The 23,090-nt window shown below is 60.4% G+C and carries 17 protein-coding genes; 7 read left to right on the forward strand and 10 right to left on the reverse strand.

Translation table 11 applies throughout. The annotated features are described in order from the left end of the window. Positions 1-37: 37 nt before the first annotated feature. Complete coding sequence (locus tag BLS60_RS07620) at positions 38-1,444, reverse strand: amino acid permease (RefSeq protein ID WP_092366467.1); 1,407 nt, start codon at positions 1,442-1,444, stop codon at positions 38-40. A gap of 930 nt (positions 1,445-2,374) precedes the next feature. Next, the gene (locus BLS60_RS07625; RefSeq protein ID WP_092366470.1) at positions 2,375-4,321 is read right to left on the reverse strand and encodes a DNA topoisomerase III; all 1,947 of its coding nucleotides are present in this window, start codon (positions 4,319-4,321) and stop codon (positions 2,375-2,377) included. 139 nt (positions 4,322-4,460) lie between these two features. Between BLS60_RS07625 and BLS60_RS07630 the strand changes: the two genes are divergently transcribed. From BLS60_RS07630 to dxs, 3 genes are all read left to right on the forward strand, one after another. Further along, the gene (locus BLS60_RS07630) at positions 4,461-4,703 is read left to right on the forward strand and encodes an exodeoxyribonuclease VII small subunit (protein WP_070880659.1); all 243 of its coding nucleotides are present in this window, start codon (positions 4,461-4,463) and stop codon (positions 4,701-4,703) included. Further along, on the forward strand, positions 4,700-5,587 hold the full coding sequence (ispA, locus tag BLS60_RS07635; protein ID WP_092366473.1) for a (2E,6E)-farnesyl diphosphate synthase: 888 nt from the start codon (positions 4,700-4,702) through the stop codon (positions 5,585-5,587). Before BLS60_RS07630 ends, ispA begins: the two co-directional genes overlap by 4 nt. Before the next feature lie 124 nt (positions 5,588-5,711). Next, positions 5,712-7,613, forward strand: a complete 1,902-nt coding sequence (dxs, locus tag BLS60_RS07640) for a 1-deoxy-D-xylulose-5-phosphate synthase (RefSeq protein ID WP_092366476.1) — start codon at positions 5,712-5,714, stop codon at positions 7,611-7,613. A 304-nt stretch (positions 7,614-7,917) separates the two neighbouring features. Here dxs and BLS60_RS07645 read toward each other — a convergent pair whose 3' ends face one another. The 5 genes from BLS60_RS07645 to BLS60_RS07665 form a co-directional block, all read right to left on the reverse strand. Beyond that, positions 7,918-8,928 carry an AI-2E family transporter gene (locus BLS60_RS07645; RefSeq protein WP_070880656.1) on the reverse strand — a complete coding sequence of 337 codons (1,011 nt, stop codon included), beginning with the start codon at positions 8,926-8,928 and terminating at the stop codon, positions 7,918-7,920. A gap of 97 nt (positions 8,929-9,025) precedes the next feature. After that, positions 9,026-9,829: a helical backbone metal receptor gene (locus BLS60_RS07650; protein WP_092366479.1), complete on the reverse strand. Its 804-nt coding sequence runs from the start codon at positions 9,827-9,829 to the stop codon at positions 9,026-9,028. Next, a complete protein-coding gene (locus BLS60_RS07655) occupies positions 9,829-10,245 on the reverse strand; it encodes an MFS transporter (RefSeq protein WP_092366482.1) in 417 nt (138 codons plus the stop codon). Before BLS60_RS07655 ends, BLS60_RS07650 begins: the two co-directional genes overlap by 1 nt. After that, entirely contained in the window at positions 10,242-10,859 is a 618-nt protein-coding gene (gene ribA / locus BLS60_RS07660; protein WP_070880653.1) for a GTP cyclohydrolase II, read from the reverse strand. The genes BLS60_RS07655 and ribA overlap by 4 nt, the downstream gene beginning before the upstream one ends. 367 nt (positions 10,860-11,226) lie before the next feature. Continuing rightward, the gene (locus BLS60_RS07665; protein ID WP_167357655.1) at positions 11,227-11,634 is read right to left on the reverse strand and encodes a DUF192 domain-containing protein; all 408 of its coding nucleotides are present in this window, start codon (positions 11,632-11,634) and stop codon (positions 11,227-11,229) included. Positions 11,635-11,832: 198 nt separating this feature from the next. Between BLS60_RS07665 and BLS60_RS07670 the strand changes: the two genes are divergently transcribed. Then, positions 11,833-13,416, forward strand: a complete 1,584-nt coding sequence (locus BLS60_RS07670) for a peptide chain release factor 3 (protein WP_092366488.1) — start codon at positions 11,833-11,835, stop codon at positions 13,414-13,416. A 202-nt stretch (positions 13,417-13,618) separates the two neighbouring features. Here the strand turns inward: BLS60_RS07670 and BLS60_RS07675 are convergent, their stop codons facing one another. From BLS60_RS07675 to BLS60_RS07685, 3 genes are all read right to left on the reverse strand, one after another. Beyond that, positions 13,619-16,027: a membrane-bound PQQ-dependent dehydrogenase, glucose/quinate/shikimate family gene (locus BLS60_RS07675; RefSeq protein ID WP_092366491.1), complete on the reverse strand. Its 2,409-nt coding sequence runs from the start codon at positions 16,025-16,027 to the stop codon at positions 13,619-13,621. A 400-nt stretch (positions 16,028-16,427) separates the two neighbouring features. Continuing rightward, the gene (locus BLS60_RS07680; protein ID WP_244153374.1) at positions 16,428-17,885 is read right to left on the reverse strand and encodes an O-antigen ligase family protein; all 1,458 of its coding nucleotides are present in this window, start codon (positions 17,883-17,885) and stop codon (positions 16,428-16,430) included. Between the two features lie 303 nt (positions 17,886-18,188). Further along, on the reverse strand, positions 18,189-18,620 hold the full coding sequence (locus BLS60_RS07685; protein WP_092366494.1) for a pilin: 432 nt from the start codon (positions 18,618-18,620) through the stop codon (positions 18,189-18,191). Positions 18,621-18,878: 258 nt separating this feature from the next. Between BLS60_RS07685 and pilB the strand changes: the two genes are divergently transcribed. The 3 genes from pilB to BLS60_RS07700 are packed head-to-tail and all read left to right on the forward strand — an operon-like array spanning position 18,879 to position 22,681. Further along, entirely contained in the window at positions 18,879-20,582 is a 1,704-nt protein-coding gene (gene pilB, locus BLS60_RS07690) for a type IV-A pilus assembly ATPase PilB (RefSeq protein WP_092366497.1), read from the forward strand. A 2-nt stretch (positions 20,583-20,584) separates the two neighbouring features. Then, a complete protein-coding gene (locus tag BLS60_RS07695; RefSeq protein WP_092366500.1) occupies positions 20,585-21,805 on the forward strand; it encodes a type II secretion system F family protein in 1,221 nt (406 codons plus the stop codon). Between the two features lie 3 nt (positions 21,806-21,808). Continuing rightward, positions 21,809-22,681: a prepilin peptidase gene (locus BLS60_RS07700; protein WP_092366503.1), complete on the forward strand. Its 873-nt coding sequence runs from the start codon at positions 21,809-21,811 to the stop codon at positions 22,679-22,681. The last annotated feature ends 409 nt before the right edge of the window (positions 22,682-23,090 follow it).

The raw sequence follows: 23,090 nt of genomic DNA on the forward strand, positions 1-23,090 counted from the left end.
TTTCAGCCGCCCTTTCGCTCATGGTCAGCGAAAACGATCAGCGCGCAGAGCCTGCCCGGCGGTGCACGAGAACGCCTATGGCCACCACCACCGCGGCAGCCAGCCCGGTGGAAATCACCAGCACTTGGTAATCCTCGACGAAGGCCATGGTCACCAGGCAGCCAATGATGAACACGATCACCAGGTAGGTCAGCCAGGGGAACAGCCACATTTTCAGGCGGATGTCCTTGCCCTCGGCCTCCAGTTTGCGACGCATCTTCAGTTGCGAGAAAGCGATCACCAGATAGACCAGCAATGCGATCATGCCGGTGGTGTTCATCAGCGTATCGAGCACATCTTTGGGGCGCAGGGTTTCGCTGAAGTTGATCAACGCCACGAAGATGGCCACCGAGCAGGACGCAACGATCGCGAACACTGGCACGCCGGTACCCGAGCGGGTGATCTTGAGGAATTTCGGCGCATCGCCACGGGTGGACAGCGAGAACAGCATGCGCGACGCGGTGTAGTGCGCCGAAATCATGCAGCTGCTCACCGAGGTCAGCACCACGAAGTTCATCACCAGCTCGGCATACGGAATGCCCAGCAGCTCCAGGGTACGACGGTAGGAACCGTAGCCGGACTGCGCCATCAACGGGTCATTCCACGGCACCAGGCAGACGATCAGGAAGATCGAGCCGATGTAGAACAGGCACACGCGCCAGACCACCGAGTTGGTCGCCTTGACGATCTGGGTCGACGGGTCCTTCGCTTCAGAGGCGGCGATGGTGACGATTTCCGCGCCGAGGAAAGCGAACATCACCCCGAGTATCGCCACTACCACGGCCCCGATGCCGTTGGGCATAAAGCCCTGAGCGGTCAGATTGCTGAAGCCACGCACCTCACCGATCGGCCAGAAGCTGAGCACCGCCATACTGCACACGGCCAGGAAACAGATGATTGCCACCACCTTGATCAGCGCGAACCAGAATTCGAACTCCCCGTAGTGTTTGACGTTGAAGAAGTTGATGCTGATCAGCAGCAGCGTGGTGGCCAACACGAAGACGTTGACGCTGACCTCGGGGAACCAGCCATGCAGGATAGTGCCTGCGACGTAGGCCTCCCACGCCATGAGAATCACCCAGAACCACCAGTACAGCCAGCCGATGGTGAAACCGGCCCAGCGCCCGATGGCGCGCTCGGCGTAGGTGGAAAAGGAGCCGGTGTCGGGTGATGACGTGGCCATCTCGCCGAGCATGCGCATGATCAGCACCACCAGGATGCCACCCGCCAGGTAGGCCAGGACGGCAGCCGGGCCAGCGCTGTGGATCACGCTGCCGGAGCCGACGAACAACGCGCCGCCGATCACCCCGGCGATAGACATCATGGTGAGGTGCCTTGGCTTCAACGATGCACTGAGCTTGCTCTCGTGCTCCTGCTTTGCCTTGTCGGCTGTTACCGCATCCATAGAAGGACTACCTCTTATTGATTTTGCTGGAAACAGTTGAAGCCAGGCCGCCCTCGGGATATCCACACACCACGGCAACAGGCCTGCGATGAGCAGCCGTTGTCGTGATCGCTTTCCATATGAGCGCTTCCGGATCCGGCCTGAGCCGGTCTCGGGCAACAATCCTTGCCGAAATCCATCCGGTTGATTCAGAGGACGACCCCGCTCCACTCGTGTGAATGTGCTGAGCCATTACCGCAGCGGTGTCACCGAATATTCCCGGCACACCGGCTTGAATGTTCGTTTTACTCCACAACCAGCCCAGCTCGAGGCGAGCTGAACCCTTACTTTCAATACGTTTTATCCGCTATCCAGAGTGGTTAAAGCTCTAGGAAAACCGGCCATTGGAAGGGTAAGCCCAGCGCCCAGGCACGCGAATGAAACCTGTTCATTAAATACAACGGACCGGATGGTAACGGAAAATTTACATTTGGGAATACTTTGCCAACGCAAACAGTGCATGGGCGGCCCTGCCTGAACGGCGACAGCTGTCGTGTAGATGGCGCCTCAGCCCGTTTACCACCCGCTATCGCATCGGTGGATGAAAAGAGCGTCATCCACCCTACCGAGCACTACAAGTGCTCGACGGGAAACCGCCTCTGCATCATGCGACGCAGATAACCGTCGGATGAACGACGCTTCACACGCTCACCAGCCACAACCGCACGGTGGATGAGGAGAGCGTCATCCACCCTACCGAGCACTGCAGTGCTCGACGGGAAACCGCCTCTGCATCATGCGACGCAGATAACCGTCGGATGAACGACGCTTCACACGCTCACCAGCCACAACCGCACGGTGGATGAGAAGAGCGTCATCCACCCTACCGAGCTACCGAGTACGACCTGGCGCAGCGTCCTGCGCTGTATGCGTCAAGCAAGTCGCAACGGCTTACTTCGGCCTGGCCTTTGTGGCGCCCGCGCCCGCACGCTTGGCAGGCGCACCTTTGCGCGGGGCAGCTTTGCGTTTGCCTTTCCAGGCTGGACGCCCTGCTGGCGGCGGGCCGCTGATGTTCAATTGCAAACCGAGGCAACGCTCGATCTGCTTGCCCATCCAGGTCGACTGCTTGGCGACGAACTCTTCGAGGGGCATTTCACCGCTCTGTACCATGTCCAGCGCCTGCTCCCAGATCGCCGTGGTACCGGGGTCGGCGATGGCACGCGGCACCGCATCGATTAGTCCGAAAGCCGCCGAGGTGGCCGCCAGCGCTTTGCCCTGCTTGGTCAGGTAACCACGGTCGAGCAGCCCCTGGATGATGCCGGCGCGGGTGGCTTCGGTACCGATGCCGGTGGTGTCCTTGAGCTTCTGCTTGAGGCGCGGGTCTTCAACCAGCCGCGCCACATTCTTCATGGCCTGGATAAGGTCGCCTTCGGTGAACGGTTTGGGCGGCTGGGTGAATTGATCCTTGAGCACGACCTCGCGCACCGGGTAGCGCTGCCCTTGCTGCAACGCCGGCAAGGCCTGCGATGCGGGTGCCTCGCGGCCCTTGGCAGGCGCCAGGGCTTCCGGCAACGCGCGTTTCCAGCCGGGCTCGACCACCTGCTTGCCGACCGCACGAAGCGTGTGGCCGGCACAGTCGAAATCGGCCTGGGTCCGGTCGTATTCGTGGTTGGGCAGAAACTGCGCCAGATAGCGTGCGCGGATCAGTTCGTACACGGCTCGCGGTCGCCCGCTCAGCCGCGCCAGGCCGCCAGCAGCAAGGGTCGGGATGATGCCGTGGTGCGCGCTGACCTTGGCATCGTTCCAGGCCCGTGAGCGGCGCTGCGCCTGGGTATGCCCGAGCACATCACGCAGGCCCGGATCGGCCTGCCCCAACGCTGCAAGAATCGCCGGCGCTTCGCCGTGCTGACTCAGCGGTAGGTAGCCGCAATCACTACGTGGGTAGGTAATCAGCTTGTCGGTTTCGTAGAGTTTCTGAGCGATGTCTAGGGTTTCCTGGGCGCCCAGACCGAGCTTCTTCGAGCACACCTGCTGCAGGGTGCCGAGGTCGAACAACAGTGGCGGCGCTTCGCGCATGCGCTCGGTTTTCAGCTGCTGCAACTGGGCGTGTTCGGCGGCTCGGATCTCGTCAGCCGCGCGCTGCGCGATCTCCTGGCGCAGGCAGCGGCCTTGCTCGTCACAGTCGTCTTGCGGAGCACGCCACTGGGTAGTGAACGGCGTACCGTTGCCGTCGAGCGTCACATCGATGGCCCAGAACGGCAGCGGTATGAAGTCAGCGATGCTGCGATCACGGTCGACCACGAGGCGAAGGGTGGGCGTCTGCACCCGGCCGACCGGCAGCACGCCCTGATAGCCGGACTTGCGACCCAGCAGGGTAAACAGACGGCTCATGTTCATGCCGATCAGCCAATCGGCCCGCGAGCGCCCGAGCGCCGATTGATAGAGGTTGTAGGTGCTGGCACCGGGTTTGAGCGCGGCCAGCGCCTTGCGAATCGACGTATCGTCCAGCGCTGACAGCCACAGGCGCTGGATCGCCCCACGGTAGCGGCAATGGTCGAGCAATTCGCGGGCGATCATCTCGCCCTCGCGGTCGGCGTCAGTGGCAATCACCAGCTCCGTCGCCTCGCCCAGCAGCCGCTTGACCGCCTTGAACTGCGCCGCGGTCTTGGGCTTGACGCGCATCTTCCACTGTTGCGGCACGATGGGCAGGTCCGCCAGCACCCAGCGTTTATAGCGCGCGTCGTAGGCATCCGGCGGTGCGGTTTCCAGCAGGTGACCAATGCACCAGGTAACCGTGACGCCGTTGCCCAGCCAGCAGCCGTCGCCACGCCGCGTGGCACCCAGCACGCTGGCGATATCCTTGGCTTGAGAGGGCTTTTCGCAGAGAAACAGGCGCATGAGGCAGCGTCACGGTCGACTGAGCAGCCACCAGAATACTGTATATCCATACAAATCAGCTACGCCGCCGTTGATTGCCCGCGACCCAGGGCTCTGCTAGTGTCGCCGCGACCGCGAACCAAGCCTGAGAATTCCTGACATGGCCCGTAAGAAAGCCGCGCTCGATTTCGAGCAATCCCTCACCGAGCTGCAAACCATTGTCGAGCGTCTGGAGAACGGCGAACTGTCGCTGGAGGAGTCACTGAGCGCCTTCGAGCAGGGCATCAGCCTGACCCGTGACTGCCAGGCCTCGCTGACCCAGGCCGAGCAGAAAGTGCAGATTCTTCTAGAGCGCGATGGCGCGCTGGAAGCCGCGCCGTTCGAAACGGACGAGCCGCTATGATCGCCAGCTACCAGGCGCGCTGCCAGAAACAGGTGGATGCCGCTCTGGAGCCCTTGTTCGCGGCACCACGCGCCGAGCTCGAACGCTTGTATGCGGCCATGCGTTACAGCGTGTTCAACGGTGGCAAGCGTATTCGCCCGCTGCTCGCCTACGCCGCCTGCGAAGCCCTTGGTGGCGCGGCGCAGCAGGCCGATGGCGCGGCCTGCGCCGTGGAGCTGATTCACGCTTACTCGTTGGTGCACGACGACCTGCCGGCCATGGACGATGACGACTTGCGCCGTGGTCAGCCAACCACTCATAAAGCGTTCGACGAAGCCACCGCGATTCTCGCCGGCGACGGCCTGCAAAGCCTCGCGTTCGCCGTACTCGCCAGTGACCAACGCAACCCGCAAAACGCAGACGTGCGCCTGAGCATGTTCAGTGCGCTGGCCGACGCAGCAGGCCCGGCAGGCATGGTCGGCGGCCAGGCCATCGACCTCGGCTCGGTCGGTCAGCAGTTGCAGCAACCGGCGCTGGAAATCATGCACCGCCACAAGACCGGTGCGCTGATCGAAGCCAGCGTGCGCCTCGGCGCCCTGGCCAGCGGGCGTTCCGACGAACGCAGCCTGGCTGCGTTGAGTACCTACGCGCGTGCCGTCGGCCTGGCCTTTCAGGTGCAGGACGATATCCTCGACGTGGAGAGCGACACCGCGACGCTGGGCAAGACTCAGGGCAAAGACCAGGCGAACGACAAGCCCACCTACCCGGCGCTGTTAGGCCTGGAAGCGGCGCGCCAGTACGCTTTCGAATTACGCGATCAGGCGCTGCACGCGCTGCGCCCGTTCGACCATACCGCCGAGCCGCTGCGCGAACTGGCGCGTTATATCGTCGAAAGGCGCAACTGAAACACCGCCTGGATTGTCTGATCTGGCACGCCCCTGCTGCGATCCGCGCCGTCCCCATCTTGGGCACGGATCGCTGCATCAGGTAGACTGCTCCATTCTTTGAATTCTTATAACGACTCGCCTGATGCCGACGACTTTCCACGAGATTCCCCGCGAACGCCCGCTGACGCCGCTGCTCGACCGCGCCAACACGCCGGATGAGCTGCGCCGCCTCGGCGAAGCCGAGCTGGAGACCCTGGCGGACGAATTGCGCCAGTACCTGCTCTACACGGTCGGCCAGACCGGCGGGCACTTCGGCGCGGGCCTCGGGGTGGTCGAACTGACCCTTGCGCTGCACTACGTGTTCGATACCCCGGACGATCGACTGGTGTGGGACGTGGGCCACCAGGCCTATCCGCACAAGATTCTCACCGGCCGCCGCGAGCGCATGAGCACGCTGCGCCAGAAGGACGGCATCGCCGCCTTTCCACGCCGCTCGGAAAGCGAATACGACACCTTTGGCGTCGGCCACTCCAGCACCTCGATCAGCGCCGCACTGGGCATGGCCATCGCCGCCCAGCGCCAAGGCAGCAAACGCAAATCGGTGGCGGTGATCGGCGACGGCGCACTGACCGCCGGCATGGCCTTCGAAGCGCTGAACCACGCGGCAGATGTCAAAGCCAACATGCTCGTGGTGCTCAACGACAACGACATGTCGATCTCCAAGAATGTCGGCGGCCTGTCCAACTACCTGGCGAAGATTCTCTCCAGCCGCACCTACGCCAACGTGCGTGAAGGCAGCAAAAAGGTGCTCTCCAAGCTGCCTGGCGCCTGGGAAATTGCCCGCAAGACTGAAGAACACGCCAAGGGCATGCTGGTCTCCGGCACCATGTTCGAAGAGCTGGGCTGGAACTACATCGGCCCTATCGACGGCCATGACCTGCCGACCCTGCTGGCCACGCTGCGCAATATGCGCGACCTCGAAGGCCTGCAGTTCCTTCACGTGGTCACCAAGAAGGGCAAGGGCTTCGCGCCAGCCGAAGTCGACCCGATCGTCTACCACGCCATCACCAAGCTGGAGCCGATCAACGCGCCCGCCAAGGTGAAGAAACCCTCCGGGCCGAAGTACTCCAGCGTATTCGGTCAGTGGCTGTGCGAGATGGCGGCCAGCGATGAACGCCTGATGGCCATCACCCCGGCCATGAAGGAAGGCTCCGACCTGGTGGCCTTCAGCGAGCAGTATGCGGACCGCTATTTCGACGTGGCCATCGCCGAGCAGCACGCAGTGACCCTCGCCGCTGGTATGGCCTGCGAAGGGGCCAAGCCTGTGGTGGCGATCTATTCGACCTTCCTGCAGCGCGCCTATGATCAGTTGATCCACGACGTTGCGGTGCAGAACCTTGACGTGCTCTTCGCCATCGACCGTGCCGGCCTGGTCGGCGAAGACGGCCCGACGCACGCGGGCAGCTTCGACCTCTCCTACCTGCGTTGCGTGCCCGGCATGCTGATCATGACGCCGAGCGACGAGAATGAGCTGCACCACATGCTCACCACCGGCTACCAGTTCAAAGGCCCAGCAGCGGTGCGCTATCCACGTGGCAGCGGCCCGAACGCCGCGATTGACCGCGCGCTGACGCCACTGCCGATCGGCAAGGGCGTGATCCGTCGCCAGGGTCAGGGCGTTGCCCTGCTGGTGTTCGGCGTGCAGCTGGCCGAGGCACTGCGCGTCGGCGAAACGCTAAACGCTACCGTGGTTGACATGCGTTTCGTCAAACCGCTGGACGAAGCACTGGTCAGCGAACTGGCCGCCAGCCACGAGCTGCTGGTGACCATCGAGGAAAACAGCGTGATGGGCGGCGCGGGCAGCGCCGTCAGCGAATTCCTTGCCCGTAGCGGCACGCTCCAACCGATGCTGCACCTCGGCCTGCCCGACAGCTATGTCGAGCATGCGCGTCCCGAGCAGATGCTGGCCGAATGCGGCCTGGACGAAGCCGGGATCGAAGCCGCTATCCGCACGCGGCTTGGGCAGCAGCGACAGCCAGCGTAGAGAGCAAAATCAGCAGATCGTAATTGAACCCGGGATCGCTTCCTGGGTTTCGCTTCGCTCTACCCAGGCTACGAAAAGCGAGAGCCATAGTGGCTTCTTTGGGCTGGGCCACGCCTTATCGCCCCATCAAACCATTCACCCCGCTTCCGAGGCATCCCTCTCGCTACGGTCCGCTAGCGATACCCCGCCTATACCCAACTCTGGCGCTCAGCCCGTAGCCTGGGTTGAGCGAAGCGATACCCAGGTTTTGCCCACAGGCGCCATCCTGCCCCACCGTCGGCACAGAGCGCACGGATCCAGGCCCTCAGACCCAACCCTGAGCCTTGAGCTCGCTCTTCAGGTAGGCGTAATACACAGGTGCAGCAACCAGGCCGGCGATCCCGAAGGCCGCCTCGAATACCAACATGACCAGCAGCAGCTCCCAGGCACGCGCCTTGATCTGGCCGCCGACGATGCGGGCGTTGAGGAAGTATTCGACCTTATGGATGACGATCAGGTAAGCCAGCGCGCCAAGCGCCACCCAGATCGACATCGACAGACCAACCACGAAGATCGCCGTGTTGGAAATCAGGTTGCCGACCACCGGCAGCAAGCCGGCCACGAAGGTGATCAGAATCAGCGTCTTGGTCAGCGGCAGGTGCACATCGAAGAGCGGCAACACGCCCATCAGGAAGATGCCGGTAAAGGTGGTATTGAGCAGAGAGATCTTGATCTGTGCGAAGACGATATTACGAAACGCCTCGACGAAGCGCTGCACGCGGATCAGTAACGCGCCGGCCAGGGGCTTGAGTTGGCCCGGCTCGGGCACACTCTGCAAGGCAATCACCGCCCCGAGAATCATGCCGATCAGAATGGTGACGAACATGTGCACCGCGCCTTTGCCGAGTAACTGCAGCTCGCTGATGTGCCCACGTAACCAATCGTGCAGCGCGATGCGGATATCGTCGACGTTGGCAGGCAAGTAAGCCACCAGCGCTTCCGGTAACTGCTCGCGCGCGCGATCGATCACCCCGAGCAACTTGCCCATCAACCGGCCCGGGTTGTTCAGCTCATGCATCACCAGCGAGAAGCCGCCAGCGAATACCAGGCCAAGCACGGCGATCACCAGCACGCTGAGCAGGCCGACCGCCAACAGACGGCCAAGATGACCAGCAAACAGCCGCTGCATGGGGCGGGCCAGGCGATTGACCAGCTCGAACACCAATAGCCCGGCCAACAGACTCGGCAGCAGTTTCAGTGGGAAGACCAGCAGGAGCGCGGCGCCAACGATCAAGGCGCTGGCGGGGGAAAACCAAGGGGAGACGGGGGCTTTCATAACATCTGCAACGACCAGTAAGGCAGCCAATCTGCCAGTTGCCAGCGCGCTTTACCAGCGCCTTCGCACATGTGCCGTGGTGCCGTTGCGACGGCTGTCACCGTGCGGGCGCTAATACGTCGCAGAGCTTGGCCGTCGCGTCGAGCATCTGGAAACTGGGCCGCTCCAGACCGTTGTCCGGCAGCACCAGCAACTGCCCGCGCTTTACCGCCAAAAGCTCCGGCCAACGCCGCCAGGCCTGCAGTTGGCGGGCGTCGCCAGCGATGATCGCCGCAGGGTCACGCAACAGCACCGACTCGACGCTGACCTGGGGGGCGGGAAGCTGCACATCGGCAAAGACACTGCGCGCGCCACAGATCTGCAGCGCATCACTGATGATCTGCCGACCGCCGATGGTGTACAGCGGCGCATCCCAGACCTGATAGAACACCGGCAGGGGTTGCGCGCGGTGGTATCGAGCACGCAGCGCGGCAAGCCCGGCAACGAAGCGCTCGTGCAGACGCCTCCCCTGCTCTGCCCGCCCGAGGCGCTCCCCAATCTGCACGAACTGACCCGCCAGCTCATCCAGCGAGCGAGGCTCGAGCACCAGCAGAGGAATACCGAACGATTTGAGTTGTTCGCGCTGAGCGGCGCTGACGCTACCTGGCCACACCAGCAGCAGATCTGGCTGAAGCGCCAGGAGAGTTTCCATTTCCAGCTGGCCATAGCGCCCGACGGAAGGCAGATGCGCCAGCGCCACAGGCCGCTCGCCCCCGTCGAGCACACCGACCAGACGATCAACGGCACCCAACTCGACGACAATTTCGCTCAGTGATGGCGCCAGGCTGACCACACGATCCGCGGCGGAAAGCGACGCCACCTGCAGCATCGACAGCACAAGCGCCAGCAGAACGCGCTGCATCAGCCCAGTTGCCGAGGAATACGATAGAGGTAAAGCACTACGATGCTGGCCAGCGCCAGCAATACCAGCGGCACCGCCTCCAACCCGGCGAAGACGGCTAGGGCGGCGATCCATGCCGGCAGCCCGGCGCCGAGCAATGCAGCACGGCGGCGCTCGGCCAGGGTCAGCCAGGCAGCCGGCTCGTCAGCGGTGTTCAGCGCTTTGGCGGTCGCAAACAACGCACGCTTGTAACCACCGAAAAGCGGCAGGCTAACGAACAAGGAGGCCAAGCCCGCGACGAACAGCGGCATGGCCAGCACGCCAGGTTGGCGGCTGATGCCGAACATGAAGTTGATCACCAGCAGCGGAGCCAAGGTCAGTGCCAGTTGCCGCCACCAGAGCAGGGCCAACCGGCGCTTGACCGCGGCGCGGGTCAAGGCCGCTCGACCTCGCCCTGGTGCAGTTTGCCGAGCATGTGCCCGAGCTTGCCGGCCTTGGTGGCCAGGTACTTGCTGTTGTGCGGGTTGTGGCCCAATTGCAGTGGCACACGGTTGGCGACGGGAATACCCATGTCGCCCAGCGCCTTGACCTTGCGTGGGTTGTTGGTCATCAGCTTGAGCGAGGTGATGCCCAGGTGCTGCAGCATCGGCAGGCAGATCGCGTAGTCGCGCATGTCTGCGCCGAAACCCAGGCGCTCGTTGGCTTCGACGGTATCGGCGCCTGCGTCCTGCAACTCGTAAGCACGGATCTTGTTGAGCAGCCCGATGCCACGGCCTTCCTGTCGCAGATAGAGCAGCACGCCACGGCCTTCCTCGGCGATCGCGCGTAGCGCCCCTTCCAGCTGGAAGCCGCAGTCGCAACGCAGACTGAACAAAGCGTCACCGGTCAGGCACTCGGAATGCAGACGCCCCAGTACCGGCTCGCCATCAGCCACATTACCGAAGGTCAGAGCGACATGCTCCTTGCCGGTGGCCTCTTCGAGAAAGCCATGCATGGTAAACACGCCGAACGGAGTCGGCAGTTGGGAGGCGGCGACGAACACGACGGGCACCGGATGCTCCTGGTATCGGAAAGGATGCGGATTTGCGAGGAGTGATAGTGTAACAGCAGCGCCTAGGCGACCGTCAGCCGAATTATCAGGCGGCTACTTGCATGGATTGCCGCCCTTTGAAGGCGCCCAATGGAATCGGCCTCCCGTGTAGGAGCGCCGCCCTCGGCGCGAAACGAGTGCAGCCTCGCCGCTACATCAGCGTTGCCCACACCATTCGCCGCGAGGGCGCGGCTCCTACAATAGGGGCGTGTGTCGTCGGTCGTGTAGGAGCGTCGCCCTCGGCGCGAAACGATTGCAACCTTGCCGCTACATCGGCGTTGCCTCACAGATTCGCCGCGGGGGCGCGGCTCCTGCGGTCAGGCTGCGATTATCCGGCATCTGCGCAGACGATCCCGACGCGGCTGCCGACCACCACGCCGAGTGCGCCGAAGCCACCTGTGCCCACTTCGATGATGTAGCGCACCGGCTCATTGGAGCCATGCCGCTCCAGGCTATAGGGCTGCATATCGACCACCTTGCGCACCACGCCATGGGCATCGATAAAGGCCGCCGACAACGCAACGCGTGTGTCCTTCATCCACAGCTCGCGCACTCCCTCGTCGCGCCAGGCGAAGAGCATCCCTGGACCGATGTCATCACGACCGGAAAGCCCGACGCTACGCGTTTCAGTCGTGGCGGCGAGCGGCAGGCTCCTCGTCGAGCCATAGGGGAAATCCACCCGACATTCCGGCAACTGCGCCAGGGCCACAGAAGACGTGAGCACCAGCCCGCCCATCACGACTCCACGCGCTAACCGGATAGCCATGCTCACCTCGAACCTGAAAGAAGAGACGATCCTACCGGCAACGATGATTCCAGCACCAGGCTGCCCCACACCAGACAGGAGATGCCCAGCCCCACTGCGTTTCCCGCTATAATCGCGCATTTTTCCGGGCCTACAGGCCCGCCAACGCTTTCAAGCAGGCACGTATCCATGACCATTCAGGCCGCCGAAGTCGCCAAGCGCCGTACTTTCGCCATCATCTCGCACCCCGACGCCGGTAAGACCACCATCACCGAGAAGCTGCTGCTGATGGGGCAGGCCATCGCCGTGGCCGGTACGGTCAAGTCGCGTAAATCCGACCGCCACGCGACCTCCGACTGGATGGAAATGGAGAAGCAGCGCGGGATTTCCATCACCACCTCGGTGATGCAGTTCCCCTACCGCGAGCACATGGTCAACCTGCTCGACACCCCCGGCCACGAAGACTTCTCCGAAGATACCTACCGCACCCTGACTGCGGTGGACTCGGCGTTGATGGTGCTCGACGGCGGTAAAGGCGTCGAGCCACGCACCATTGCGCTGATGGACGTGTGCCGGCTGCGCGACACGCCCATCGTCAGCTTCATCAACAAGCTGGACCGCGACATTCGCGACCCGATCGAGCTGCTCGACGAAATCGAGGCGGTGCTGAAGATCAAGGCCGCGCCGATTACCTGGCCGATTGGTTGCTACCGCGACTTCAAGGGTGTCTACCACCTCGCTGACGACTACATCATCGTCTACACGCCAGGTCATGGCCACGAGCGCACCGCCACCAAGATCATCGAGAAACTCGACTCCGACGAAGCCCGCGCCCACCTGGGTGATGAGTACGATCGTTTCGTCGAGCAGCTGGAGCTGGTGCAGGGCGCCTGCCATGAATTCGATCAGGACGAGTTCCTCAACGGCCAACTGACGCCGGTGTTCTTCGGTACCGCGCTGGGCAATTTCGGTGTCGACCATGTGCTCGATGCCGTGGTCGACTGGGCTCCTCGCCCGCTGGCCCGCGTGGCCAACGAACGCACCGTGGAACCGGTGGAAGAGAAGTTCAGCGGTTTCGTGTTCAAGATCCAGGCGAACATGGACCCCAAGCACCGCGACCGCATCGCCTTCATGCGCATCTGCTCGGGTAAGTACGAGAAGGGCATGAAGATGCGCCACGTGCGCACCGGCAAGGACGTGCGCATCGGCGACGCCCTGACCTTCTTCTCCAGCGAGCGTGAAATGCTCGAGGAAGCCTGGGCCGGCGACATCATCGGCCTGCACAACCACGGCACCATCCAGATCGGCGACACCTTCACCGAAGGCGAGGCGCTAGGCTTCACCGGCATCCCGCACTTCGCCCCGGAACTGTTCCGCCGTGTGCGCCTGAAGGACCCGCTCAAGTCCAAGCAACTGCGCCAGGGCCTGCAGCAGCTCGCCGAGGAAGGCGCCACCCAGGTGTTCTTCCCCGAGCGCAGCAACGACATCATCCTCGGCGCCGTCGGTGTGCTGCAGTTCGACGTGGTCGCCAGCCGCCTGAAGGAGGAATACAAGGTCGAGTGCGGCTACGAGCCGATCACTGTCTGGTCGGCCCGCTGGATCGAGTGCAGCGACAAGAAGAAGCTGGAGGAATTCTCCAACAAGGCTGTGGAGAACCTCGCCCTCGACGGCGGCGGCCACCTTACTTACCTGGCGCCGACGCGCGTCAACCTGAGCCTGATGGAAGAGCGTTGGCCAGACGTGAAATTCCGCGCGACGCGCGAGCATCATTGATCCGCTGCGGATGTGCAGTTGGATAAAAAAGAACCGGCCCTAGAGGCCGGTTGTTTTTTGCGTTGCGGATAAAGGTCAGGTCGGCAAGTGCACTCCTGGGTATCGCTTCGCTCAACGCCAGGCTACACAAATCTCCCTGGAATGATGGCGCTTCTGTGACTGACCAGGAAGCGCCAACCCGTTCTGATCGGACAGTTACTGCCTACTGCTTGTCCTCCGCTAACGTCCAGGCGATGACCGAGTCGCCGATCTTGGTGCCGAACGAGCCGTGGCCACCCGCCATTTGCACGACATATTGCTTGCCGGTTTTCTCCGACACATAAGTCATGGGCGTTGCCTGACCGCCAGCGGGCAGGCGCCCTTTCCACAGTTCCTTGCCGGTTTTCAGGTCGTACGCGCGCAGGTAGTAGTCCAGCGTGCCGCTCATGAATGCCACACCACCTGCGGTGACGATCGGGCCGCCCAATGCAGGTGTACCGACCGGGAAAGGCAGCCCAAGCGGGGCGCTATCACGGCTGGTGCCGTTCTTGTGCATCCAGACTTTCTTCATGGTGCGCAGGTCGACAGCCGTCACATAGCCCCATGGTGGCGACTGGCATGGCAGTCCGAGCACCGACAGAAAGGGCTCCAGGCGAACCATGTATGGCGCGCCGAGGTTCGGCTGCAACCCGGTTTCACCACCGCCGCGGCGCTCCTCGGCCTCCACATCGCTGCGTTTGACCATCTGCGAAATGAACGCCAGATAATTCGGTGCCCCGAACAGCAATTGCCGGCTCGGGTCTACCGCCACCGAAGGCCAATTGAACGTGCCAACGTTACCGGGATAGATCAGCGAGCCTTGCAGCGACGGTGGGGTAAAGTCGCCCTCGTAACGCAGCTTGCGGAACTGGATACGGCACATCATCTGATCCAGCGGCGTGCCGCCCCACATGTCGCGCTCACGCAGTGGCTCATCAGGCGCGTAGCTGAGTGCCGATGTCGGCTGGGTCGCAGCGGTAGTGTCACCGTAATCCGTCCCTTGCGGCACGGGCATCTCGTTGACCGGCACGATGGGCTCACCGGTGCGGCGATCAAGCACATAGAGATCACCGCGCTTGGTGGGCTGAATAATCGCCGGCACCTTGCCCTGCGCGCCATCGATATCGACCAGCGTTGGCTGTGACGGCAGATCACGATCCCAAAGGTCATGGTGAACCGTCTTGAACTCCCAGCGCACCTTGCCCGTCGCCAGGTCGAGCGCCACCAGGGTGTCGGTGAAACGCTCGGCCAACTCATTTCGCGGAATCGACCATTGATCCGGCGTCTGGTTGCCGGTGGGGATATAGATCAGCCCCAGCGCTTCGTCAGCCGTGGCGATCGTCCAGGAGTTGGGCGTACTGCGCACATAGGTCTCACCTGGCGCGAGCGGCTCGGTAGCGTCGGGATTGCCCGGATCGAAATTCCACACCAACGCGCCAGTCTTCACGTCATAGGCGCGAATGACGCCGCCAGGCGAGTCTACCGAACCGTTATCGGTAATCGAGCCGCCCTGAATTACCAGTTTTTCGGTGACCACCGGAGGTGAGGTTGGTAGGTAGACACCCAATGCACCGTCACCCAGGCCAGCTTTGAGGTCGACCGTACCGCCGTCACCGAACTCCTCGCACGGCTGGCCGTCATTCACATCCAGGGCAATCAAGGTGCCGTCGTTTGTAGGCAGAAACAGACGACGCTCGCAGCGAGCGGCCGGCTGTTCAGGCTGTCCGGCTACCGAGGCCCCAGATGCGGTGACACCGCCATCATGATAGGCAAGACCGCGGCAGGTCATGTGCTGGTAATACTCGGCATCGCGGTTGATGCTCGGGTCGAAGCGCCAGCGCTCCTCACCCGTATCGGCATTCAGGGCTATCGCCACGCTGTGTGGCGTGCAGATGAACAGGGTATCGCCTACTTTCAGCGGCGTGACCTGATTGGTCAGCTCACTGGGATCACCTTCGCCGGGCAAATCCCCGGTGTGGTATTCCCAGGCTTTCTCAAGTTGGTCGGCATTCTCCGGGGTAATCAGCGCAGCGGTCGAATAGCGATCCCCCTGTTTGGAGCCGCCGTAAGCCGGCCACTCACTTTGCGAACGCCCGGCCAGCGCCTGCGGCGTGCCACCCTGCATTTGCGCATCGCTGAACTCACCCTCGATGGAATGATAATCCTGGGTCAACGAATAGCCGGCCATCAACGCGCCGGCTACGATACCCAGTCCCAACAAACCGCTGGCCCCATCGCGCCAAACGCCACGGCGACCGACACGACGGTTCACGAATGGCAAAATCAGCCACAAACCGAGGATGCACCAGAGATCGATACGCGGCGCCAGCTGCCACCAATCGAAGCGGACCTCGTAGAAGGTCCAGGCCAGGGTGCCCAGCAGCAGCAGGCCATACAGCCCAATCGCCGCCCGCCGCTGAGCAAACAACTGGCATGCGACTACCAGCAGACCAATGCCCGCCACGAGGTAGTACCACGAGCCGCCAAGGGTGGCGAGATAACCGCCGCCCAGAGCAATCACTACGCCGAGGAGAAACATCACCACTGCTGTCAGGGTAATGCGCAAGGGCCGGCGGCCATCATCCGTAGTCATGCGAGAGCTCTCCATCCGATTCATTGCAGCCAACGAAAGGGAAACCTTTTGAAACATCGGCTGGGTAATGGTCTGTAGAAAGGAGGGAGGGTTTGGGGTTCAGGTTTTTTCCGCCGTAATTGCTGAAGCGCTGCCAAGACCTGGGTGGTCGCAGCAGATAGGGCAGCATTCGCTGGAACGACGGATTACGCTTCGCTAATCCGGTCGAGCGAACCGCCATACCGCGATGCAACATGAAGCATAGGGCGTATTGGCCGAAGGCGTAATCCGCCGCATACCATGGCAACACCAAACCCAGAAAGCAAAACACCTAGCACAAGGCCGCGTTCAGTTACGGCAGCAGCCAAAGCAGGGTCGCGGTAAACGACGGATTACGCCTTCGGATAATCCATCTTACGAGTTAATCCGCGACACCGCGATTCGGTATCCAGCCTTGCGACCAAAAGCGCGGAGCTCCATCAATACGCTGCACCCCCATATGAACGTTATAGTCTTGGAACAGTCCGGGGGCCTCATTAATCAGAACTTTGCCAAGCACCACCAGCACAGGGATGGCAACAATGGCGCAAGCCAGTTGCTGGGCGAGAAGCGGTGTTGCAGGTTTGGCCCAGCGTGCCAAAGCTATACCGATGAGCAAGGCTAGCCACGTTTCCGTATAGGGCATGACGAATACGCCATCAACTTGGGCCAGCACCAGCGCACCAAGAATTGCCAGCCACAGCCCTGCGTCCAGCTCATTGCTGGCAACCGCGCGCAAATGGCGAACGCTATGCTGCAGGCCCCAAACACCCAGGGCAAGGGCCATAAATGCGGCTGGAAAACCCCACTCGGCGAGCCATTGCAGCACCACTTGGTGAGGGTGCGCGGCAATAGGGTTATAAACTGCTGAGTAATGCATAGGGCCAACCCCCAGCCAAGGATTGACCAGGGCCATTTCCCATGCCATTTGCCAGATGCGCTCACGACCCGAAAGGCCGGCCCGCAGGTTGTCACGTAAAATTGGATCAAGCTCCAACCACTGCGGGATCAATTTGAACAGCAGCAGAAAAAGCAAACAACCCAGCAGGGCTGCGCCTACTTGCAACGCCAAGATGCGCCATAGTCGGTAGTTGACCAGCAACAACGCCAGATGCCCAACCAATAGGCCCAGCCACATGCCTCGGCCACCAAGTGTAAAAGCGATGCACCATTGGGTTACCAGGGCCAACCCCAGTAATAGAGCAATAGCAGTGCGCCGTTGCTGGCGGCACTTCTCTATAAGTAGCGCCATCACAGGTAGAAGCATCACTTGAAACTGGCCAAAAAATCTTGGATTGGAAAATCCGCTGAACAGAATATCAGCGTCCAACATGCGGATGCCGGTCACAAAAGCCATCAGGTAATAAACTAGAAACTGATAGGCGTGGATAAAGCCAACAGCGGCCATTGCCCAGAGGATGAAGTACTCCCATGCCGCGCGCACCCGCAAACCACTAGCCACCAAAGCCAGCAGCAGTAAGCCGACATAACGGCTCCACTCTCTAAGCGCCCACTCGGGCCAGGCCGCCAGCAGCGACGAGTACAGGCCCAACGTAAAAAGGCCCGCTAACAGCAGCAACGCAGCTCCTGACAAAGCCGCCTGCGGCAACAAAGCGGCTAGCGGCGCACAGGCGCAGAGCAAAAGTATTTGATAGAAGCGCTGCTGGTCATGCCAGCCATAGCCCAAATGCCACATGCCAATAGCCGAGAAACAGAAGGCGACAAACAGTAACCCCAGCAGGGCATAAGCCGTTGTAACCAGCGTGATGGCTTGCATCCGTAACATGACATATTCCAGACAATTATGTACCAACGCAACGTCATCCAGTGGCAATGCCAACAGAATATATCAGCGGATAGCAGAGCGCGCTGCACGACGGAAAACCGTTCGTTTATAACAGCGAATACAGTAGGTACGGTGCAACTGAAAAGGCAGCGACATGACACACACCCCGATGCATAAGGCACTGATCCGCCAATCGCCGCCTTAGAATGAAATCGTATCCGCATTCCCCAACAGCAGAACGCCCCGCACAAGGCGAGGCGTTCAGTTGATGCAGGGAGTTAGTCGGTTCGCGGTAAATGACGGATTACGCCTTCGACGAATCCACCCTACGAATCAAACTCAATCCGCATAGTGCGATTAGCTGCGGAAGTTAGCAGGCACAAACTTAACGCATTCAGTTGCAGCAGAGCCAGTCCAAGCAAGTGCACCGTTGCTTTCTACGGGTCTCAAAGTTACCGACTTACCATCACATGCGCTGTCAATACCTGTAGGAACTGCCACAACTACACCATCAGTAACCGTAACAGACGTAACATACTTAGATTTGATATCCCCCGCAGCTGCCAGACCTGCTTTGGCATTATTGATCCCAGTGAGAGAGTTCGAATTGGCGAAAGCCTCAGCAACTCCGGTCTTACCAGCAGCCATGAAGTTAATCACCTCTGTCATTTTTGCGCGCTTGGTGTAGTCCTGATACGCAGGAAGAGCGATAGCAGCCAGAATACCGATGATTGCAACAACGATCATCAGTTCGATCAGTGTAAAACCTTTTTGCATTTGAGCTTTCATACTACTCTCCAATCTATTAAGTGCTAGGCAGACAGCCTGCTAGAAATAAAGCAGAAGCCATGCCAACTATTCAAAAAGCCGGATTTCCCCATTTGACCTGGGAGATATCTCACGCTTAATACGAGTAGACCGCTCACCACCGCGTGATCAATAACACCAGTTTCCTCACCTTGTGACACTTTTCGTCACTCAGATGACGGCCGTTTGGCAGCCTCCGCCATCTGCGCTATAACGCACCCATTCGATAGCGAGGTGCCCATGAGCGACAATATCCCCCTTTCCGGCCTGGCCAAGCAGGTTGTGCTGGCTGAATTGCTGGACGAGAAAGCCGCTCAGCAGGCGCAGGCCCAAGCCAAGCGCAATAAACTGTCGCTCGTCACCTATTTAGCCCAAAACAAACTGGTGAAAAGCCGGGCCCTGGCTGAGCTGGCAGCGGATCAATTTGGCGTGGCCTATTTCGACTTGAATGCGCTGGACAAAGAAAGCCAGCCCCGGGATTTGGTCAGCGAAAAGCTGGCACGCCAGCACCGTACACTGCCGCTTTGGCGCCGCGGCAATAAATTATTCGTGGGCATCTCGGACCCGTCCAACCACCAGGCGGTCACGGATATCCAGTTCAGTACCGGCCTGTCTACCGAAGCGCTGCTGGTCGAAGACGACAAGCTCGGTGACGCCATCGACAAGTTCTTCGATACCGGCCATAGCGGCCTGGAGGATCTGGGCGATGTTGACCTCGACGGACTGGAAACCGAGTCTGTTGATGATGACAAGAAGGGTGACGCAGGCGGACAAGATGCTGACGATGCGCCAGTGGTGCGCTTCGTCAACAAGATGCTGCTCGATGCGATCAAGGGCGGCTCCTCCGACCTGCATTTCGAGCCCTACGAAAAAACTTACCGCGTACGTTTTCGTACCGACGGCATTCTGCACGAGACGGCACGCCCACCCATACAGCTGGCACCACGGATCTCTGCGCGCCTGAAGGTGATGGCTGGGCTGGATATCTCCGAGCGACGCAAGCCGCAAGACGGCCGCATCAAGATGAAGATTTCCAAGAGCAAGTCCATCGACTTTCGTGTCAACACCCTACCGACCCTGTGGGGCGAGAAGATCGTGATGCGAATTCTTGATTCCTCCAGCGCGCAAATGGGCATCGACGCGCTGGGTTATGAGGAGAGCCAGAAAGACTTGTATATGGCCGCACTCAAGCAGCCGCAGGGGATGATCCTGGTAACCGGCCCAACGGGCTCGGGCAAAACGGTTTCCCTTTATACCGGTTTGAATATTCTCAACACTCCAGATGTGAATATTTCAACGGCTGAAGATCCTGTAGAGATCAACCTCGAAGGTATCAACCAGGTCAACGTCAACCCCAAGCAGGGCATGGATTTTACCCAAGCGCTGCGTGCCTTCCTGCGTCAGGACCCGGACATCATAATGGTTGGTGAGATTCGCGACCTGGATACGGCCTCCATCGCCATCAAGGCTGCGCAGACCGGCCATATGGTGATGTCTACCCTGCACACCAATAGCGCGGCGGAAACGCTGACACGCCTGCGCAATATGGGCGTGCCCTCGTTCAACATCGCTACCTCGGTGAACCTGATCATCGCTCAGCGACTCGCACGAAAGCTTTGTGGCAGCTGCAAAAAAGAAATGCCCGTCCCCAACGAGGCGCTACTGGAGGAAGGCTTCCCGGAAAGCAAACTAGGCACCTTCAAGCTGTACGGCCCGGTTGGCTGTGAAAATTGCAAAAACGGTTACAAAGGCCGTGTCGGTATTTATGAAGTGGTTAAAAACACGCCAAGCCTGCAGCGGATTATCATGGAGGAAGGCAACTCCATCGATATTGCCGCGCAAATGCGCAAAGACGGCTTCAACGACCTGCGTACCTCGGCCTTGCTGAAGGCCATGCAAGGCGTGACCAGCCTTGAGGAAGTCAACCGCGTGACCAAGGATTAACCATGGCAGCAGCAAAGGCAGTGAAGACCAGCACGTTCGTCTGGGAAGGCAAGGATCGCAAAGGGTCTGTGGTCAAGGGCGAGCTGAATGGGCAAAACCCGGCGCTGGTCAAAGCGCAGCTGCGCAAACAAGGGATCAATCCGACCAAGGTACGCAAAAAGGGTATTTCCCTGTTCGGCGGCGGCAAAAAGATCAAGCCCATGGACATTGCCCTGTTCGCCCGGCAGATGGCGACCATGATGAAGGCCGGCGTTCCGCTGCTGCAGTCCTTCGACATCATCGCCGATGGTCTGGAAAACCCAAATATGCGCAAGCTGGTCGATGACATCAAACAGCATGTGGCAGCCGGTAATAGCTTTGCTGCGGCGCTGCGCACCCAACCTCAGTATTTCGATGATCTGTTCTGCAACCTGGTTGAAGCGGGCGAACAAGCCGGTGCACTAGAAACCCTGCTGGATAGGGTCGCCACTTACAAAGAGAAAACCGAGGCGCTGAAAGCAAAAATCAAAAAAGCCATGAACTACCCGATTGCGGTAGTGGTTGTTGCCGTAATAGTGACCTGTATTTTGCTGATCAAGGTGGTGCCGCAGTTCCAGGATGTTTTCTCAAGTTTTGGTGCAGAGCTACCGGGCTTTACTCTATTCGTGATTGGTATTTCTGAAGGCCTTCAAGAGTGGTGGTTTATCTTCATAATCGCACTTGTGGCTGCTGGCTATGCCTTTATGCAAGCCAAGCAGCGTTCGGAAAAGTTTCGCGACGGCCTGGATCGCGCCGTACTCAAGGCTCCGGTAGTTGGCAATATCGTCTACAAATCCTCTGTCGCTCGTTATGCGCGCACGTTATCGACTACGTTTGCCGCAGGCGTGCCCTTGGTAGAGGCATTAGACTCAGTAGCAGGGGCCACCGGCAACGTGGTCTTTCGCAACGCCGTTAATCAGGTAAAGCAGGACGTAACCAGCGGCATGCAGCTGAATTTCTCGATGCGCTCTACCAACGTATTCCCCGCGATGGCCGTGCAGATGACGGCTATCGGCGAGGAGTCCGGTGCGCTGGATACCATGCTGGATAAAGTGGCCAGTTACTACGAAGCGGAAGTAGATAACGCGGTAGATGGTCTCACTGCTCTTATGGAGCCCCTGATCATGTCCGTGCTGGGCGTTTTGGTCGGCGGTCTGATCATCGCCATGTACCTGCCAATCTTCCAGCTGGGCGCAGTCGTCTAACCCATGACAGTTATCGATTTCTTGGCCGGCAGCACGCCGGCCTTTGTGTTTTGTGTGCTGATTATTGGCCTGCTGGTCGGCAGCTTCCTGAATGTCGTTATCCATCGTCTACCCAAGATGATGTTCCGCGACTGGCGTGCTCAGGCGCGTGAAGTACTGGAGCTACCGACTGAGCCGGAGGGTGAGACGTACAATCTGGTACTCCCCCACTCCAGCTGCCCACACTGCAAGCATGAAATTCGCCCTTGGGAAAACATCCCGGTTATCAGCTACCTGTTTCTGCGTGGTAAATGCTCGGGCTGTAAAGCGAAGATCAGCTTGCGCTACCCACTGGTCGAGCTGAGCTGCGGGCTGCTGTCGGCCTACGTCGCTTGGCATTTTGGTTTCGGCTGGCAGGCGGCGGGGATGCTGGTGCTGGCGTGGGGTTTGCTGGCGATGAGCCTGATCGATGCTGATCATCAGCTTTTGCCGGATTCGTTGGTGTTGCCGTTGCTGTGGCTTGGGTTGATTGCCAACCACTTTGGGTTGTTTACCAGCCTTGGAGATGCTTTGTGGGGCGCGGTCGCGGGTTACCTGAGCCTCTGGCTGGTGTTCTGGCTGTTCAAGCTGGTCACAGGCAAGGAAGGCATGGGTTATGGCGACTTCAAGTTGCTGGCCATGCTGGGCGCCTGGGGCGGCTGGCAGATTCTTCCGCTGACTATTTTGCTGTCTTCGGTGGTCGGTGCCGTACTGGGCGTGATCATGCTGCGCCTACGTGATGCGAATACCAGTACGCCGATTCCTTTCGGGCCTTACTTGGCGATAGCCGGGTTTATTGCGCTGCTGTGGGGCAAGCAGATTACCGACGGTTATTTGCAGTTTGCCGGGTTCAATTAACGCCCGGCATCGCGTCGAATGGACTGGCCTTTGCTGATAGCGCAGCAAACCTCCAATCGCTTCGCGCCGAGGGCGACGCTTGTATGTTCTAGGCTAGGTACCTGTCGAGGGGTGGAGGGACGTGCGAGGCTTCTGCAAGCGACAAGCCAGACAGTAGGAGAATTCCCCCACCCCTTACTCACCACAAGCGCCGATAAAGAATCCTTCGGTCGGAGCGACAACCCGAGCCGACAATACCGGCAAGCCTGCGCAACGTGAGTTTTCGACAGGTCGCTCAATCTTCACCGTCGGAGCACGCCATGACAAGCCCCACGCCCGTTATCGGTATCGATGTTGCTAAAGATTCCCTAAGCCTGTTTTGTGCAGCCTCTGGCCAGGCAATTGAGATCGGCAATGACACCCGCTCGAT

The sequence above is a fragment of the Phytopseudomonas seleniipraecipitans genome (genome assembly GCF_900102335.1).
GTDB classification, from domain to species: Bacteria; Pseudomonadota; Gammaproteobacteria; order Pseudomonadales; family Pseudomonadaceae; genus Aquipseudomonas; species Aquipseudomonas seleniipraecipitans.